Annotated in this window: 14 protein-coding genes; 11 read left to right on the forward strand and 3 right to left on the reverse strand. The window is 61.7% G+C overall.

The annotated features are described in order from the left end of the window. Window positions 1-7 precede the first annotated feature (7 nt). Entirely contained in the window at window positions 8-328 is a 321-nt protein-coding gene (locus D7241_RS10810; RefSeq protein ID WP_014851051.1) for an NAD(P) transhydrogenase subunit alpha, read from the forward strand. Beyond that, window positions 325-1,776, forward strand: coding sequence for an NAD(P)(+) transhydrogenase (Re/Si-specific) subunit beta (locus D7241_RS10815; protein WP_408101526.1), 1,452 nt, complete (start codon window positions 325-327; stop codon window positions 1,774-1,776). Before D7241_RS10810 ends, D7241_RS10815 begins: the two co-directional genes overlap by 4 nt. A gap of 66 nt (window positions 1,777-1,842) precedes the next feature. Here the strand turns inward: D7241_RS10815 and D7241_RS10820 are convergent, their stop codons facing one another. Then, entirely contained in the window at window positions 1,843-2,427 is a 585-nt protein-coding gene (locus D7241_RS10820; RefSeq protein WP_408101527.1) for an NAD(P)H-dependent oxidoreductase, read from the reverse strand. Between the two features lie 167 nt (window positions 2,428-2,594). Between D7241_RS10820 and D7241_RS10825 the strand changes: the two genes are divergently transcribed. The 6 genes from D7241_RS10825 to D7241_RS10850 all read left to right on the forward strand — a co-directional run bounded on the left by D7241_RS10825 (window position 2,595) and on the right by D7241_RS10850 (window position 6,387). Then, a complete protein-coding gene (locus D7241_RS10825) occupies window positions 2,595-2,909 on the forward strand; it encodes a putative quinol monooxygenase (protein ID WP_408101528.1) in 315 nt (104 codons plus the stop codon). Window positions 2,910-3,079: 170 nt separating this feature from the next. Next, window positions 3,080-3,280, forward strand: coding sequence for a DUF1127 domain-containing protein (locus tag D7241_RS10830; protein WP_408101529.1), 201 nt, complete (start codon window positions 3,080-3,082; stop codon window positions 3,278-3,280). A 104-nt stretch (window positions 3,281-3,384) separates the two neighbouring features. Then, complete coding sequence (locus D7241_RS10835; RefSeq protein WP_408101530.1) at window positions 3,385-3,702, forward strand: DUF2388 domain-containing protein; 318 nt, start codon at window positions 3,385-3,387, stop codon at window positions 3,700-3,702. A gap of 90 nt (window positions 3,703-3,792) precedes the next feature. Continuing rightward, window positions 3,793-4,086 carry a DUF2388 domain-containing protein gene (locus D7241_RS10840; RefSeq protein ID WP_255979529.1) on the forward strand — a complete coding sequence of 98 codons (294 nt, stop codon included), beginning with the start codon at window positions 3,793-3,795 and terminating at the stop codon, window positions 4,084-4,086. A 25-nt stretch (window positions 4,087-4,111) separates the two neighbouring features. Continuing rightward, complete coding sequence (locus D7241_RS10845; RefSeq protein ID WP_408101531.1) at window positions 4,112-4,432, forward strand: DUF2388 domain-containing protein; 321 nt, start codon at window positions 4,112-4,114, stop codon at window positions 4,430-4,432. Beyond that, the gene (locus tag D7241_RS10850; protein ID WP_408101532.1) at window positions 4,429-6,387 is read left to right on the forward strand and encodes a DUF4105 domain-containing protein; all 1,959 of its coding nucleotides are present in this window, start codon (window positions 4,429-4,431) and stop codon (window positions 6,385-6,387) included. The genes D7241_RS10845 and D7241_RS10850 overlap by 4 nt, the downstream gene beginning before the upstream one ends. 487 nt (window positions 6,388-6,874) lie before the next feature. On the opposite strand, the gene polA is transcribed toward D7241_RS10850, so the two are convergent. Then, the gene (polA, locus tag D7241_RS10855) at window positions 6,875-9,619 is read right to left on the reverse strand and encodes a DNA polymerase I (protein ID WP_408101533.1); all 2,745 of its coding nucleotides are present in this window, start codon (window positions 9,617-9,619) and stop codon (window positions 6,875-6,877) included. A gap of 76 nt (window positions 9,620-9,695) precedes the next feature. Here polA and D7241_RS10860 point away from each other — a divergent pair, with 76 nt between their 5' ends. The 3 genes from D7241_RS10860 to ppnN all read left to right on the forward strand — a co-directional run bounded on the left by D7241_RS10860 (window position 9,696) and on the right by ppnN (window position 12,756). Then, the gene (locus D7241_RS10860; RefSeq protein WP_255979523.1) at window positions 9,696-9,977 is read left to right on the forward strand and encodes a DUF2782 domain-containing protein; all 282 of its coding nucleotides are present in this window, start codon (window positions 9,696-9,698) and stop codon (window positions 9,975-9,977) included. A 30-nt stretch (window positions 9,978-10,007) separates the two neighbouring features. Continuing rightward, entirely contained in the window at window positions 10,008-10,958 is a 951-nt protein-coding gene (locus tag D7241_RS10865) for a homoserine kinase (protein WP_408101534.1), read from the forward strand. A gap of 424 nt (window positions 10,959-11,382) precedes the next feature. Then, window positions 11,383-12,756, forward strand: coding sequence for a nucleotide 5'-monophosphate nucleosidase PpnN (gene ppnN / locus D7241_RS10870; RefSeq protein WP_408101535.1), 1,374 nt, complete (start codon window positions 11,383-11,385; stop codon window positions 12,754-12,756). A gap of 137 nt (window positions 12,757-12,893) precedes the next feature. Here ppnN and D7241_RS10875 read toward each other — a convergent pair whose 3' ends face one another. After that, window positions 12,894-13,676, reverse strand: coding sequence for an MBL fold metallo-hydrolase (locus tag D7241_RS10875; RefSeq protein WP_408101536.1), 783 nt, complete (start codon window positions 13,674-13,676; stop codon window positions 12,894-12,896). Between the last annotated feature and the right edge of the window lie 26 nt (window positions 13,677-13,702).

The following is a 13,702-nucleotide window of genomic DNA, read 5'->3' on the forward strand; positions in this document are numbered from 1 at the left end:
CCGAAACATGGACCTGATTTCTGATGGCATCTACAACCTGATCATCTTCGTGCTGGCGATTTATGTCGGCTACCACGTGGTCTGGAACGTCACCCCCGCGCTGCATACCCCGCTGATGGCGGTCACCAATGCCATCTCGGCGATCGTCATCGTCGGCGCCATGCTCGCCGCCGCCCTGACCGTCACGCCAATGGGCAAGCTGATGGGTACCCTGGCCGTGACCCTGGCCGCGGTCAACGTCTTCGGTGGCTTCCTGGTTACCCGTCGCATGCTGGAAATGTTCAAGAAGAAGGAGCGCGCAGGCGCCAAGGCGGAGTCCAAGCCATGAGCATGAACCTGATCACCCTGCTCTACCTCATCGCTTCGGTGAGCTTCATTCAGGCGTTGAAAGGCCTGTCGCACCCCACCACCTCACGCCGCGGCAACCTGTTCGGCATGATCGGCATGGGCATCGCCGTGGTCACCACGGTGTTTCTGGTATTCAAGCTCGGCGCGCAGCTGGTCGAGAGCGCCAGTCCCTGGGCCGGCCTGGGCTTCATCATTCTCGGCCTGCTGATCGGCGGCACCATCGGCACGCTGATGGCCAAGCGCGTCGAGATGACCAAGATGCCCGAGCTGGTCGCTTTCATGCACAGCATGATCGGCCTGGCCGCGGTGTTCATTGCCATCGCCGCGGTGCTCGAGCCGCAATCGCTGGGCATCGTCCAGGCCATCGGCTATCCGATCCCGGCCGGTAACCGTCTGGAGCTGTTCCTCGGTGCAGCCATCGGCGCCATCACCTTCTCCGGTTCGGTGATCGCCTTCGGCAAGCTGTCAGGCAAGTACAAGTTCCGCCTGTTCCAGGGCGCGCCGGTGGTGTTCGCCAACCAGCACAAGATCAACCTCGCCGTCGGCGTGGCGATTCTGGTGCTGGGCCTGATCTACACCTTCAGCGGCAACTTCACCGCGTTCATGATCCTGGTGGCGCTGGCCTTCGTGATCGGCGTGCTGATCATCATCCCCATCGGCGGGGCCGACATGCCGGTGGTGGTATCGATGCTCAACAGCTACTCGGGCTGGGCGGCGGCCGGTATCGGCTTCTCGCTGAACAACTCGATGCTGATCATCGCCGGCTCGCTGGTAGGTTCTTCCGGCGCGATCCTCTCCTACATCATGTGCAAGGCGATGAACCGCTCGTTCTTCAACGTGATCCTTGGCGGCTTCGGCGGCGCGGCAGATGCCGGCCCGGCCAAGGGCAGCCAGGAACAGCGTCCAGTCAAATCCGGTTCGGCCGACGATGCCTCGTTCCTGCTGGGTAACGCCGACACCGTGATCATCGTCCCCGGCTACGGCCTGGCGGTGGCCCGCGCTCAGCATGCGCTGAAGGAACTGACCGAGAAGCTGGTGGAAAGGGGCGTGACCGTGAAGTATGCGATCCACCCGGTGGCCGGCCGCATGCCCGGACACATGAACGTGCTGCTCGCCGAGGCCGAGGTGCCCTATGACCAGGTGTTCGAGATGGAGGACATCAACTCCGAGTTCGGTCAGGCCGACGTAGTGCTGGTGCTCGGCGCCAACGACGTGGTCAACCCGGCGGCGAAGAACGATCCGAAATCGCCCATCGCCGGCATGCCGATCCTCGAGGCCTACAAGGCCAGGACGATCATCGTCAACAAGCGCTCCATGGCCAGCGGCTATGCCGGCCTGGACAACGAACTGTTCTACATGGACAAGACCATGATGGTCTTTGGCGATGCCAAGAAGGTCGTCGAGGACATGGTCAAGGCTGTGGAATAACAGCACCTCGCAATACCAAAACCCCTCCCGGCGCCGCCGCGAGGGGTTTTGTTTTTTGCGAAGGATTCAGAGACCGAACACTTTGGCCAGATGCGCTTCGTAGCGCTGGATGTCCGCTTCGATGGACGGCCGCTTCATCACATCAACGCTGAGGAAGGTGGGCAACCCGCTCATGCCGAGAAACTCGTTGGCCTTGTGGAACGGGAAATAGACGGCATCGACGCCCTTTCCTTCGAAGAAGTCGCTCGAATCATCGAAGGCCTGCTGAGGCGCATTCCAGGTCGCGGAAATCATGTACTGCTTGCCGTGCAGCAACCCGCCGCTGCCGTACTTTTGCGACGCATCGGAGCGCGTACGGCCATCGTTGGCGTAGAGGCTGCCATGACCTTCGGTGAATACCTCGTCGAGGTACTTCTTCACCGTCCAGGGTGCGCCCATCCACCAGCCGGGCATCTGATAGATGACTACGTCCGCCCAGAGATACTTGGCAACTTCCTCAGCCAAGTCGTAGCCAGCATCGATCTGCGTTTCCTTGACGTCGAAGCCGGCACGGTCGAGAAAGCTCAACGCGGTTTCATGAAGGGTGGCGTTGTAGCGGCCATCGGAGTGGGCGAACTGTTTTCCGCCGTTGAGCAGCAATACGTTTTTCATAGAAGTAGGTGACCTGATCAGTTACGAATGGCGAGCAGCCTAACGATTACTAATCCGGCGAAACAGAGCCTTCGCGACAAAAGCGAATTGACTGAAAGTCACGAATACGCGGTCGGCTCATGCGATAGCTTTCTCAGCCAGACACTTCCCGTACGGAGTAAAACCTCATGAGCGACACCTGCGCCTTCATCCTCCATGCCTACACGAAACCGGAAAAAGCCGAAGAATTCGAAGCGCTGTTCAAAAGCTACGTCGCCCCGAGCCGGGCCGAAGACGGCTGCATCGAATACCACATGCTGCGCGATGGTGAGGACCCGACGCTGTTCATCTTCTACGAGGTCTGGCAATCGCCCGAACATCTGCAGGCGCACAGCGCGCTGCCGCACATGCGGCGCTTCCATGAACAGCGCATGGATTTCCTGACACGCGACTTCGAGATCCGCCCGATCGAAATGATCAGCCCGTCATCCGCAACGGACTGAGTAGCGGCCTTGCGATGAACAGTTCAGCCAATAGAGCAGCAGTACAGTTGGTTGCCGTTCGAAACTGAACCGGCACAATCCATATCGCCTGTGACTGTTACGCAACAGCGCGGCACGCGACTCTATCTGCCCATAACCCATCCCCGCGAAGCAGCGGGAAGGAGAGGCACATGGAGCGCGTACTGCCCCGCACGCTCACCCTTCGTATCGGCACGGCACCGCTACGCCGATTGCTGCAACTGTTGCGGCTCTGGCAGCAACGCGCACGCACGCGCCGCCAACTGGCCGCACTCGACGATCGTCAGCTGGCCGACGTGGGCATCAGCCGCAGCGACCGCATGGATGAGTTGAGCAAGCCCTTCTGGCGCTGACGCCGTGCTTCCCAGCCGAAGCCCCGCGGCCTAAGCTGAACGGCCCCCTGATGCGACGGTCGAAAGAACGTCGGCGGGAAGCCGCGTCTAGCCTGGAGAATCTTATGAACAAGTATCTATTGCCATTTGCCGCTGCCGCCTGGCTGATAGCGGGTACCGCATCGGCCGGCAGCATCACCGGCACCATCGACGCCATCGGCGCTTCGCTGGTCAACACCGTCGAAGGCACCTCCGACATCACCTCGGACCTGGGTGACGACAAGCTGGTGCTTGATGCGCGTGACGATGCGGCCCGCTTCGTTGCCAGCAACGGCGAAACGCGCGGCGCCCAGCTGGAGGCCGCGCTCAGCCACATCCGCAACCAGGCGCCGAGCCTGGAGGCTAGCGACTTGGAACTGGCCGGCGCGATCCTGGCGCTTTAATCGGTCGCACCGAATCCTGGTCCGCGACGCTGGCCGTCGGGCTGGCGTTTCGCTAGCCTTGGCAGCTGATTTTTCGGCACCGGGATTTACATGCGTTCGCTCTACCTTGTACTGGCCGGCTGCTGCTTCTGTGGCAGCGCGCAGGCATTCGACAGCATCTTCGCTGGCACCGTCGCCTCCACCTATGTCGCCAGCCAGGTCACCACGGCCCCCTTCGACAACAAGCTGATTCTCGATTCGCGTGACGAAGCGGCCCGCTTCGTCGCCAGCCAAGGCGAAATCCGCGGCGCGCGGCTGGAAGCGGCGCTGCGCTGGCTGCGTGAACAGCAGCCACAACTTGCCGCAAGCGACCTTGAACTGGCCGAGGCAATCCTCGTCCAATGACCCACCCGATTCACGAGACTCCACTATGAACCTGAAGCTGACTGCCGCGCCTCTGGCGCTGGCCATGCTGGCAACCGGCGTCCAGGCGCAAACCCTGGTCGCAACGAGCAATATCGTCGTCAACGCGCTGGACCGCAGCATCAATTTCACTTCTGACGTCACCAGCCGCATCAGCGATATGAAGATCGTCAGCGAAGCCCGGGACGAGGCCGCAGGCTTCGTTGCCAGCGGTGGCGCGATCCGTGGCGCGAGGCTAGAGGCCGCCTTCGGTAGCCTACGCAGTGAATTCCCCGAAGCCCGACAAGCCAGCGATCTGGCACTGGCTGAAACCATCCTCGCTCAGTGAAATCATCTCGCGCCTGGTGGCTAGCCGTTGCGCTCACTGCGCTCACCAACCTTTGTCAGGCCGACCTGCGGCTGACGCTGGAAGACAGCGATCTGCAACCGGCCGAGAGAGCAGCCAGTCAGGAGCTGCTGGACGAAGCGGTGGCCGCTCTGCCGCCACGGATGATCCAACGACTCGACCGAGACGTTCGCGTTCGTTGGCATGATGGTTTGACCCATGACGTCTACGGCAGTGCGGGCGGCAACCTTCTGCTGCTCAACCGCCGCCTGCTGCCTGAGCTGACCGATGGCAGCGCCGCCAATCAGCGCACCGAGCGCCCACACGGTACGGTGCGACGAGAATTGCTGGCGACGCTGGTCCACGAGGTCGCACACCTGTATGACCGCGCCCGGCTCTGGTCGTCGGAAAACCATCGGCAGTTGGCGTTCTGCGGCCAGCGCGCAGCCAGCCTCGGCTTGGTCGGGCTGCCGGACAGTTGCCGCGGCCAGACTGAACGCCGCTTCACGCTCAGCGACGACCCGCGCCTGCTCGACCTGGCGGGCTGGCCCCAGCGCGTCGGTCAGCGCGGCGAAAGAGAGGCCGAGAATGCCCAGGTTGCACGCAGTCCGGACGCCTACGAGCTGACCAATCCGTTGGAATTCGTTGCGGTGAACCTCGAGTATTTTCTCCTCGACCCCAGCTATGCTTGCCGGCGCCCTTCGCTGTACCGCTACTTCCGTGAGCATTTCAACTGGCAGCCCGCCGACGTAGCGGATTGCGAGCCGGGCCTGCCGATACTCAACGCCGGCCACGATTTCGCCCGCACGCCGCTAGTGGAGCTCGATCCGGAGCGGGTTTACGAAGTGGACTATCTGTTCGCCGAGGCCAACGATGCCTGGGTCAGCCGCTGGGGCCATAGCATGCTTCGTCTGGTGATCTGCGCACCGGGCCGACCGCGCGGGCCGGGCTGCCGGCTGGATCTCGACCATCACCTGGTGCTGTCTTTCCGCGCCTTTGTCGGCGACGTGCAGCTGTCGAGCTGGGACGGCCTCACCGGCGTCTACCCGTCGCGCCTGTTTGTACTGCCACTGGGCCAGGTGATCGACGAATACACCAAGGTGGAGTTGCGCAGCCTGGCCTCGATCCCGCTCAAGCTGCAGCGCGACGAGATCGATATGCTGGTCGAGCGCAGCGCCGAGATGCACTGGAGCTACGACGGCGACTACTACTTCCTGTCCAACAACTGCGCGGTGGAAACCCTCAAGCTGCTGCGCAGCGGCACCGCCCGACCGGAGCTCGATGCCCTGGACAGCATCATGCCCAGCGGCTTGCTGGAAATTCTGATCAGCCGGGGCCTGGCCGATGCAAGCGTGCTCGATGACCCGCGCGAGGCCCTGCGCCTGGGTTATCGCTTCGACTCCTATCGCGACCGCTACCAGGCCATGTTTGCCGTGCTTCGCGAACGTCTAGGGCTACCGCAAGATGACGTCGAGCAGTGGCTGGAACTCAGCGCCGAACAACGCCGCCCCTGGATCGACAAGGCTGACCTGCGCGCCAGCGCGGCGTTGCTGCTGGTGGAACAGGCGGCTCTGCGTCGACATCTGCTGCTTGCACAGGAAGAACTGAAGAAGCGCTACCTGAGCGGCCGCGAGCGCGGCGACGATAGCCTGGCCAAGGCCGACGACGCCTTGCAGGGGATTCTCGCTAACAGTGGCTACCTCAGCCGCCCGGCCGAGCTGCTCGACGGCAGCGGTTACGGCCTGCCGCAGATCAATGAACGGCAACGACTGGAGCAAGAAAGCAGCCAGCGTCAGGCACGACTCAGTCAGCTCACCGAGACCTTGAACGAGGAAGTGCGCCTGTTGCTGGGCGAAGAGCGCCGCCTGGAGCTCGAAAGTGTAGAGGCCAACCTTGCGCAGATCGGCGAGCATTTGCGGGCGTTGCACGAGGCTGGCGGTGGTTTGCAGTTGCCCTGATGCGGTGCGAGCAAGACATCGATTGCTCAGATGCTCCGCTGGAGCGATGCTCTGGACCCAAGAGCGTGAGCGTAGGAACGACCAATCGTTTCGCTCCACGCCATCTAGAGTTCAGCTACACCCACCGCGGTGGGCTGAAGAGAACGCCGCCCGGCCCACCCTACTGCGCCACGCCGGCGAACCGTAGGTTGAGCTGAGAACAGCGACGGAAATTTTCTCGGGGCGAAAAAAAACCTCGAACTTCATTGGGGGAGGGGGAAGTTCGAGGTCCAAATCCGGACCGCTAAGGCGAGGTCCAGATGATCTGCCAACACTTAACACAACAAGGAGCATCGAAGGGCTTCTACACCCTTCGTAGCTAAGACTGGGTATTTGCACCCAAGTTCATCGGAATTTTAATTTTTTTGCTTATGTTCATCGAAGCGCTCTACCACGGAGATTCGCTGAACAATTTGCGCTGCCGATGCACCATGACGTCTAGCCGACATCAGTGCGCCTCGTCCCAGTTGTCGCCGATGCCGGCCTCGACCAGTAGCGGCACATCCAGCTCGGCCGCCTGGCTCATCAGCGGGCAGATGCGCTCACGCACCTGCTCGATCAGATCCTCGCGAACTTCCAGCACCAGTTCGTCGTGCACCTGCAGAATCACCCGCGCATCCAGCCCGCTCTCCTGCAACCAGTTGTCGACGCTGATCATGGCGCGCTTGATGATATCCGCCGCGGTGCCCTGCATCGGCGCATTGATCGCGGTGCGCTCGGCGCCTTTGCGCATGGCGCCGTTCTTCGAGTTGATCTCGGGCAGGTACAGCCGACGCCCGAACAGGGTTTCCACATACCCCTGCTCCGCCGCCTGGGCACGGGTGCGCTCCATGTACGCGAGCACGCCGGGGTAGCGGGCGAAGTAGCGGTCGATATAAGCCTGTGCTTCCCCGCGGCTGACGTCGATCTGCTTGGCCAGGCCGAAGGCGCTCATGCCGTAGATCAGACCGAAGTTGATCGCCTTGGCGCTGCGCCGCTGGTCGTTGCTGACCTGATCCAGCTCCACGCCGAACACCTCGGCCGCGGTGGCACGGTGCACGTCCAGGTCGTTCTGGAAGGCGTAGAGCAAGCCTTCGTCCTGCGCCAGGTGCGCCATGATGCGCAGCTCGATCTGCGAGTAGTCGGCCGCCAGCAGTTTGTAGCCCGGCGCCGCGACGAAGGCCTGGCGGATGCGTCGGCCCTCGGCCGTTCTGATCGGGATGTTCTGCAGGTTCGGGTCGCTGGAGGAAAGGCGCCCGGTAGCTGTCACCGCCTGGTGGTAGCTGGTGTGAATGCGGCCGGTGCGCGGATTGATCTGTTGCGGCAGCTTGTCGGTGTAGGTGCCCTTGAGCTTGCTTAAAGAGCGGTGCTGCGTGATCACCTTGGGCAGCGGGTAGTCACGCTCGGCCAATTCGGCCAGCACGCTTTCGGCCGTCGAAGGCTGGCCACCGGCGGTTTTCGACAGCACCGGGCAACCCAGCTTGTCGTAGAGAATCGCGCAGAGCTGCTTGGGCGAACCGAGATTGAATTCTTCACCGGCGATATCGTAGGCCTCACGCTCCAGCTCGATCAGGCGGTTGCCCAGCTCGAGGCTCTGCAGCCCGAGCAGATTGGCATCCACCAGCGCACCGTTGCGCTCGATGCGCGCCAGCACCGGCACCAGCGGCATTTCGATCTCGTTCAGTACCTTGAGCAGCGAGGGCGTAGCTTCGAGCTTTTTCAGCAATGTCTGGTGCAGGCGCAGGGTGACGTCGGCATCCTCGGCGGCGTAGGGCCCCGCCTGTTCGATGGCGATCTGGTCGAAGGTCAGCTGCTTGGCGCCCTTGCCAGCGATGTCTTCGAAACGGATGGTGCCGCGGCCGAGATATTTCAGCGCCAGGCTGTCCATGTCATGGCGCGTGGCGGTGGCGTCGAGCACGTAGGATTCGAGCATGGTGTCGAAGGTCATACCGCGCATCTCGATGCCGTAATGCATCAGCACATTCATGTCGTATTTGCCGTGCTGGCAAATCTTGCGCTTGGCCGGCTCTTCCAGCAGCGGCTTCAAGGCAGCGAGCACCGCATCACGGTCGAGCTGCTGCGGCACGCCCATGTAGCTATGGCACAACGGCACATAGGCAGCCTTCCCCGTCTCGATCGCAAAGGAAACGCCCACCAACTGCGCCTTCTGCGCGTCGAGACTGGTGGTCTCGGTATCGAAGGCGAAACAGTCGGCGGCCTTGAGCTTTTCCAGCCAGGCGTCGAACTCGCCCTGATCGAGAACGGTGTCGTACTCGGCCTCGGCCTGAATCGAACAACCCTCCGGCTGTACCTCGCAGTTCTCGCCGGCAGCTTTCGCTTCGCGCAGCAGCTCGTCGAGCCAGGCTTTGAACTCCAGCTCGCGATAGAGCGCAATCAGCGCCTCGCGATGCGGTTCACCCGGCATCAGATCGGCGACCTGCACATCCAGCGGCACGTCGATCTTGATCGTCGCCAGCTCATAGGACATGAACGCCGCATCGCGGTGTTCAGCAAGCTTTGCACCCAGCGCTTTGGCGCCGCGGATCGGCAGCGCCGCGACCTGATCGAGGTTTTCGTAGAGGCCCTTAAGGCCACCGGGAATGCCGTTGAGCAAGCCGCAGGCGGTCTTCTCGCCGACGCCGGGCACGCCCGGGATGTTGTCTACCTTGTCGCCCATCAGCGCGAGAAAATCGATGATCAGCTCGGGGCCGACACCGAACTTGGTCCTGACGCCTTCGATGTCATAGACGCTGCCGGTCATGGTGTTGACCAGGGTGACGTGCGGGCAGACCAGCTGCGCCATGTCCTTGTCGCCAGTGGAGATAACCACATCGCGTTTGAGCGCCGCGCATTGGCGCGCCAAAGTACCGATCACGTCGTCGGCCTCCACGCCGTCCACGCACAACAGCGGCATGCCGAGCGCGCGAACGCTGGCGTGCAGCGGCTCGACCTGGCCACGCAGGTCGTCCGGCATCGGTGGGCGATGGGATTTGTATTCGGCGAACAGCGTGTCGCGGAACGTCGGCCCCTTGGCATCGAAAACTACTGCAAACGGGCTGTCCGGATATTGCTTGCGTAGCGACAGCAACATGTTCAGCACACCCTTGACCGCGCCGGTGGGTTTACCGGTGGAGGTGGTCAGCGGCGGCAGGGCGTGGAAGGCGCGATAGAGGTAGGACGAACCGTCCACCAGAACGAGGGGCGCTTGGCTCATGAGCAGGATCAACCTTTTCGGCGGGCCCGCAGCTAGAATGCATCGGACCATCTGAAGACAAAGGGGCAAGGTTATCATGCGAGCAGTCAAACCTCTGATGCTGGCCAGCCTGCTGGCGCTCGTGCCGCTCACCGGTTTTGCCCAGGAGTCGGTCGAGGGCGAGCCCGACGTGACCATCCGCCAGGAAGGTGATCGCACCGTCGAGGAGTACCGGGTCAATGGCTTCCTCTATGCTGTGAAGATCACGCCCAAGACCGGCAAGCCATACTTCCTCGTCCGCGCTGATGGTGACAGTAACTTCATCCGCGCCGACCGCCCGGACATGCTGATTCCGGCCTGGGAAATCTTCAGCTGGTAACGCAGCGCAAAACGTAACGGAAGGCACGTCATGTCTGTATTCACGCCTCTGCAACGCGAAGAGCTGGAAGCCTTTCTCGCACCTTATCAACTGGGGCGCCTACACGACTTCGAAGGCATCGCCGCCGGCAGCGAGAACAGCAATTTCTTTATCAGCCTGGAACAGGGCGAATATGTCCTGACGCTGGTCGAACGCGGCCCGACCCAGGATCTGCCGTTCTTTATCGAACTGCTCGATGTACTGCACCGCGCCGGTTTGCCGGTGCCTTATGCATTGCGCACCGAGGACAATGAAGCCCTGCGTACCCTGGCAGACAAACCCGCCATGCTGCAGCCGCGGTTGCCGGGCAGGCACGTCACCTCACCCAATACCCATCACTGTGCCGAGGTGGGAAGGCTGCTGGCGCGGCTGCATCTGGCGACTCGAGAGCACACGCTCGAACGCCGCAGCGATCGCGGCCTGGACTGGATGCAAGAAGAAGGTCCCAGCCTCGCCATGTCGCTGAGCGAAGACCAACTGCCCTTGTTGCGTGATGGCCTCGCCGAAATCGCCGAATTGAAACCGAAGATTCTGGCCCTGCCGCGGGCCAACCTGCACGCCGACCTGTTCCGCGACAACGTTCTGTTCGAGGGCAGTCACCTCACCGGCGTGATCGACTTCTATAACGCCTGCTCGGGGCCGATGCTCTACGACATCGCGATCACGGTTAACGACTGGTGCTCGCACCCCAACGGCGAAATCGACGACGAGCGCAGCCGGGCATTGCTGGCCGCCTATTCCGCCCTGCGCCGCTTCACCCCGGCCGAAGCCGAGCTATGGAAGCCAATGCTGCGCGTGGCTTGTGTGCGTTTCTGGCTGTCGCGCCTTATCGCCGCGCAGAACTTTGCAGGGCAGCGCGTACTGATCAAGGACCCGGAAGAATTTCGCCATTTGCTCAGCGCCCGCCAGCAGTTTCATAGCGCCCTGCCGTTCGCGTTCTAGACGGGTCCGTGCGGCGACCGCTGGCGCGACAAAGGCCAGCGCAACCATTATCTCGGCGATGCTGGACTTTGCCATAGCGACCGCTAACGAAATCGGTCCTTTCGACGCGAAATCTATCGGCTCCGCTTGCTGTCAAACCAATAGCAGCGGCAGTTGCATGAGATCGGAGCGAGGAACCTTTTTCATGTCGTCGACGTCAAGTAATGCCCGCCGGTGCTCGTCGCGGCGGCTGGTAAGATGCCGGCCTCGGCCATTGGCTTCGATTGCGGATTGATTCCATCCGCTGAGCATTCGCCGTCCAAGGAGCTGGCACGACACCGCTTTCACACCTGCAAAAAAACGCGCAGCCACCCGCACACTGCGCTCACTATCCTGATGCGCCTGACCTGCCTGGCCCGGTGGCATTGTTTTCAGGGAAACAACAATGACCTCACGCTATGTAATCAATGCCTCCGTCAGTCCCAAGGGCAGCCTGGAAACGCTGTCTCAACGGGAAGTCCAACAACTGAGCGAAGCCAGCTCGGGCAGCACCTATACGCTGTTCCGCCAGTGCGCCTTGGCGATCCTCAACACCGGGGCGCGCATCGACAACGCAAAGACCATCCTCGAGGCCTACGACGACTTCGAGGTCCGCATCCATCAGCAGGACCGTGGCGTGCGGCTGGAGCTGCTCAACGCACCCGCCGATGCCTTCGTCGATGGCGAGATGATTGCCAGCACCCGGGAAATGCTCTTCAGCGCGCTGCGCGACATCGTCTACACCGAGAGCGAACTGGGCAGCCCGCGCATCGACCTGAGCAGTTCCCAGGGCATCACCGATTACGTCTTCCACCTGTTGCGCAACGCCCGCACGCTGCGGCCCGGCGCGGAACCGAACATGGTGGTGTGCTGGGGCGGACACTCGATCAGCAGCGAGGAATACAAGTACGCCAAGCGGGTCGGCCACGAGCTGGGCTTGCGCAAACTGAACATCTGCACTGGCTGCGGCCCGGGTGTGATGAAAGGTCCGATGAAGGGCGCAACTATCGCCCATGCCAAGCAGCGCATCGTAGCCGGCCGCTACTTGGGTCTGACCGAGCCAGGCATCATCGCTGCCGAGGCGCCGAACCCGATCGTCAACGAACTGGTGATCCTGCCTGACATCGAAAAGCGTCTGGAAGCCTTCGTCCGTGTCGGTCACGGCATCATCATCTTCCCCGGCGGCGTCGGCACTGCCGAGGAGTTTCTCTACCTGCTGGGCATCCTGCTGCACCCGGACAATCGCGACGTGCCCTTCCCGGTCATTCTCACCGGCCCGGAAAGCGCCGCGCCCTACCTGCGGCAATTGCGCGAATTCGTCGGCGCCACCCTCGGTGAAGAGGCCCAGCAGCACTACCAGATCGTCATCGACGATCCGGCCGAGGTGGCTCGGCAGATGGTCGAGGGGCTGAAGGCGGTCAAGCAGTTCCGTCGCGAGCGCAACGATGCGTTCCATTTCAACTGGCTGTTGAAGATCGAAGAAGGTTTCCAGCATCCATTCGATCCGACTCACGAAAACATGGCCAGCCTGCAACTGACGCGCGACGTGCCACCGCATCTATTGGCGGCAAACCTGCGCCGCGCCTTTTCCGGCATCGTCGCAGGCAACGTCAAAGACAAAGGTATCCGGCGCATCGAGCAATACGGCCGTTACGAGATACATGGTGACGCGGCGATCATGAAGCCACTGGATAGCTTACTGCAGGCCTTCGTCGAACAGCACCGCATGAAGTTGCCCGGCGGCAGGCCATACGTGCCCTGCTATCGGGTGGTCACCTAAGAAACGGGACGTGACTGACAGGTAGCGCTACGCTCCCCGCTGCAGCTCCGGTAAGCACTTCCGTGATGGCTTGATCGATCAGATCATCTCCACTCCATTACTGCAAACGCAGGGCTGAACATTATTGAAAGCCCTGCTTAGCAATTCATGACTAACGTCTGCCCATCGGCCGGAATAAGTAGCTGATGGGCCACGCCAGCGCCAATTGCAGCAGTTGCCAATTCCTCTCGGGTAACAGGACAGTGGCTGATAGCTTCAAGATGGTTGGCGACTACCCTGCCCCGACTCAATCGCGTGAATTCAAGCACCTCATCGACACCCATGATGATGTCGCCGCCGATATCGAAACGGGCACCTCCTGCGGGAACAACGCTGACCTGAGGTTGATGCCGTAGGACAAACTCTCGAACCGCCACAGTGAGAATGGTGTCGCCCGCCAGATACAGGCTGGGCTCGCCAGGTATCTCGATCAGATAGCCAACGCCGTGCTCCATCAACTTCCCGATCAGGCCATTACCATGAGTGCACCTGACCGTACGAATAAGCCCATCCAGGAATGGGCTCGGCTGCTCATGATCATCTGGAAGTGGCTGGGCATTCAGGCCTCGCTGCGCGAGATGCGGCGCATCATGAGGGGTACAGATGACGGGAATCTGCCGCTCTCTAAGCCAGTGCTTGGCGGCCCGGTCGAGGTGGTCGAAATGGCCTTTCTGACAGTGCGTGATCAAGCAGTGGGTTACGCCTTCGAGCGCGTCAGCTGCCGAATCAGGCAGCTCAACCACAGGGTTTCTTTGCCGTGCGGACAACACCCGCAGCGGAGGAAGCGCTCCTTTTTTCGCCAACATGGGATCGACGAGAACGCGGTAAGGACCCAGTTCGAGAATAATTGTGGCGTTGCGGATCTGCTGAATTTTCATCATGAAGCCCCTCAGGTAGGACTTCATGG

This window comes from Stutzerimonas sp. VN223-3, from assembly GCF_045999685.1.
In the GTDB taxonomy this organism is placed as follows: Bacteria; Pseudomonadota; Gammaproteobacteria; order Pseudomonadales; family Pseudomonadaceae; genus Stutzerimonas; species Stutzerimonas stutzeri_AR.

What these genes read in the sequence shown, in the direction of transcription:
- D7241_RS10810 (WP_014851051.1), top strand. Translation starts at nt 8, where the DNA reads ATGGACCTGATTTCTGATGGCATCTACAACCTGATCATCTTCGTGCTG.
- D7241_RS10815 (WP_408101526.1), top strand. Translation starts at nt 325, where the DNA reads ATGAGCATGAACCTGATCACCCTGCTCTACCTCATCGCTTCGGTGAGC.
- D7241_RS10820 (WP_408101527.1), bottom strand. Translation starts at nt 2,427, where the DNA reads ATGAAAAACGTATTGCTGCTCAACGGCGGAAAACAGTTCGCCCACTCC.
- D7241_RS10825 (WP_408101528.1), top strand. Translation starts at nt 2,595, where the DNA reads ATGAGCGACACCTGCGCCTTCATCCTCCATGCCTACACGAAACCGGAA.
- D7241_RS10830 (WP_408101529.1), top strand. Translation starts at nt 3,080, where the DNA reads ATGGAGCGCGTACTGCCCCGCACGCTCACCCTTCGTATCGGCACGGCA.
- D7241_RS10835 (WP_408101530.1), top strand. Translation starts at nt 3,385, where the DNA reads ATGAACAAGTATCTATTGCCATTTGCCGCTGCCGCCTGGCTGATAGCG.
- D7241_RS10840 (WP_255979529.1), top strand. Translation starts at nt 3,793, where the DNA reads ATGCGTTCGCTCTACCTTGTACTGGCCGGCTGCTGCTTCTGTGGCAGC.
- D7241_RS10845 (WP_408101531.1), top strand. Translation starts at nt 4,112, where the DNA reads ATGAACCTGAAGCTGACTGCCGCGCCTCTGGCGCTGGCCATGCTGGCA.
- polA (WP_408101533.1), bottom strand. Translation starts at nt 9,619, where the DNA reads ATGAGCCAAGCGCCCCTCGTTCTGGTGGACGGTTCGTCCTACCTCTAT.
- D7241_RS10860 (WP_255979523.1), top strand. Translation starts at nt 9,696, where the DNA reads ATGCGAGCAGTCAAACCTCTGATGCTGGCCAGCCTGCTGGCGCTCGTG.
- D7241_RS10865 (WP_408101534.1), top strand. Translation starts at nt 10,008, where the DNA reads ATGTCTGTATTCACGCCTCTGCAACGCGAAGAGCTGGAAGCCTTTCTC.
- ppnN (WP_408101535.1), top strand. Translation starts at nt 11,383, where the DNA reads ATGACCTCACGCTATGTAATCAATGCCTCCGTCAGTCCCAAGGGCAGC.
- D7241_RS10875 (WP_408101536.1), bottom strand. Translation starts at nt 13,676, where the DNA reads ATGATGAAAATTCAGCAGATCCGCAACGCCACAATTATTCTCGAACTG.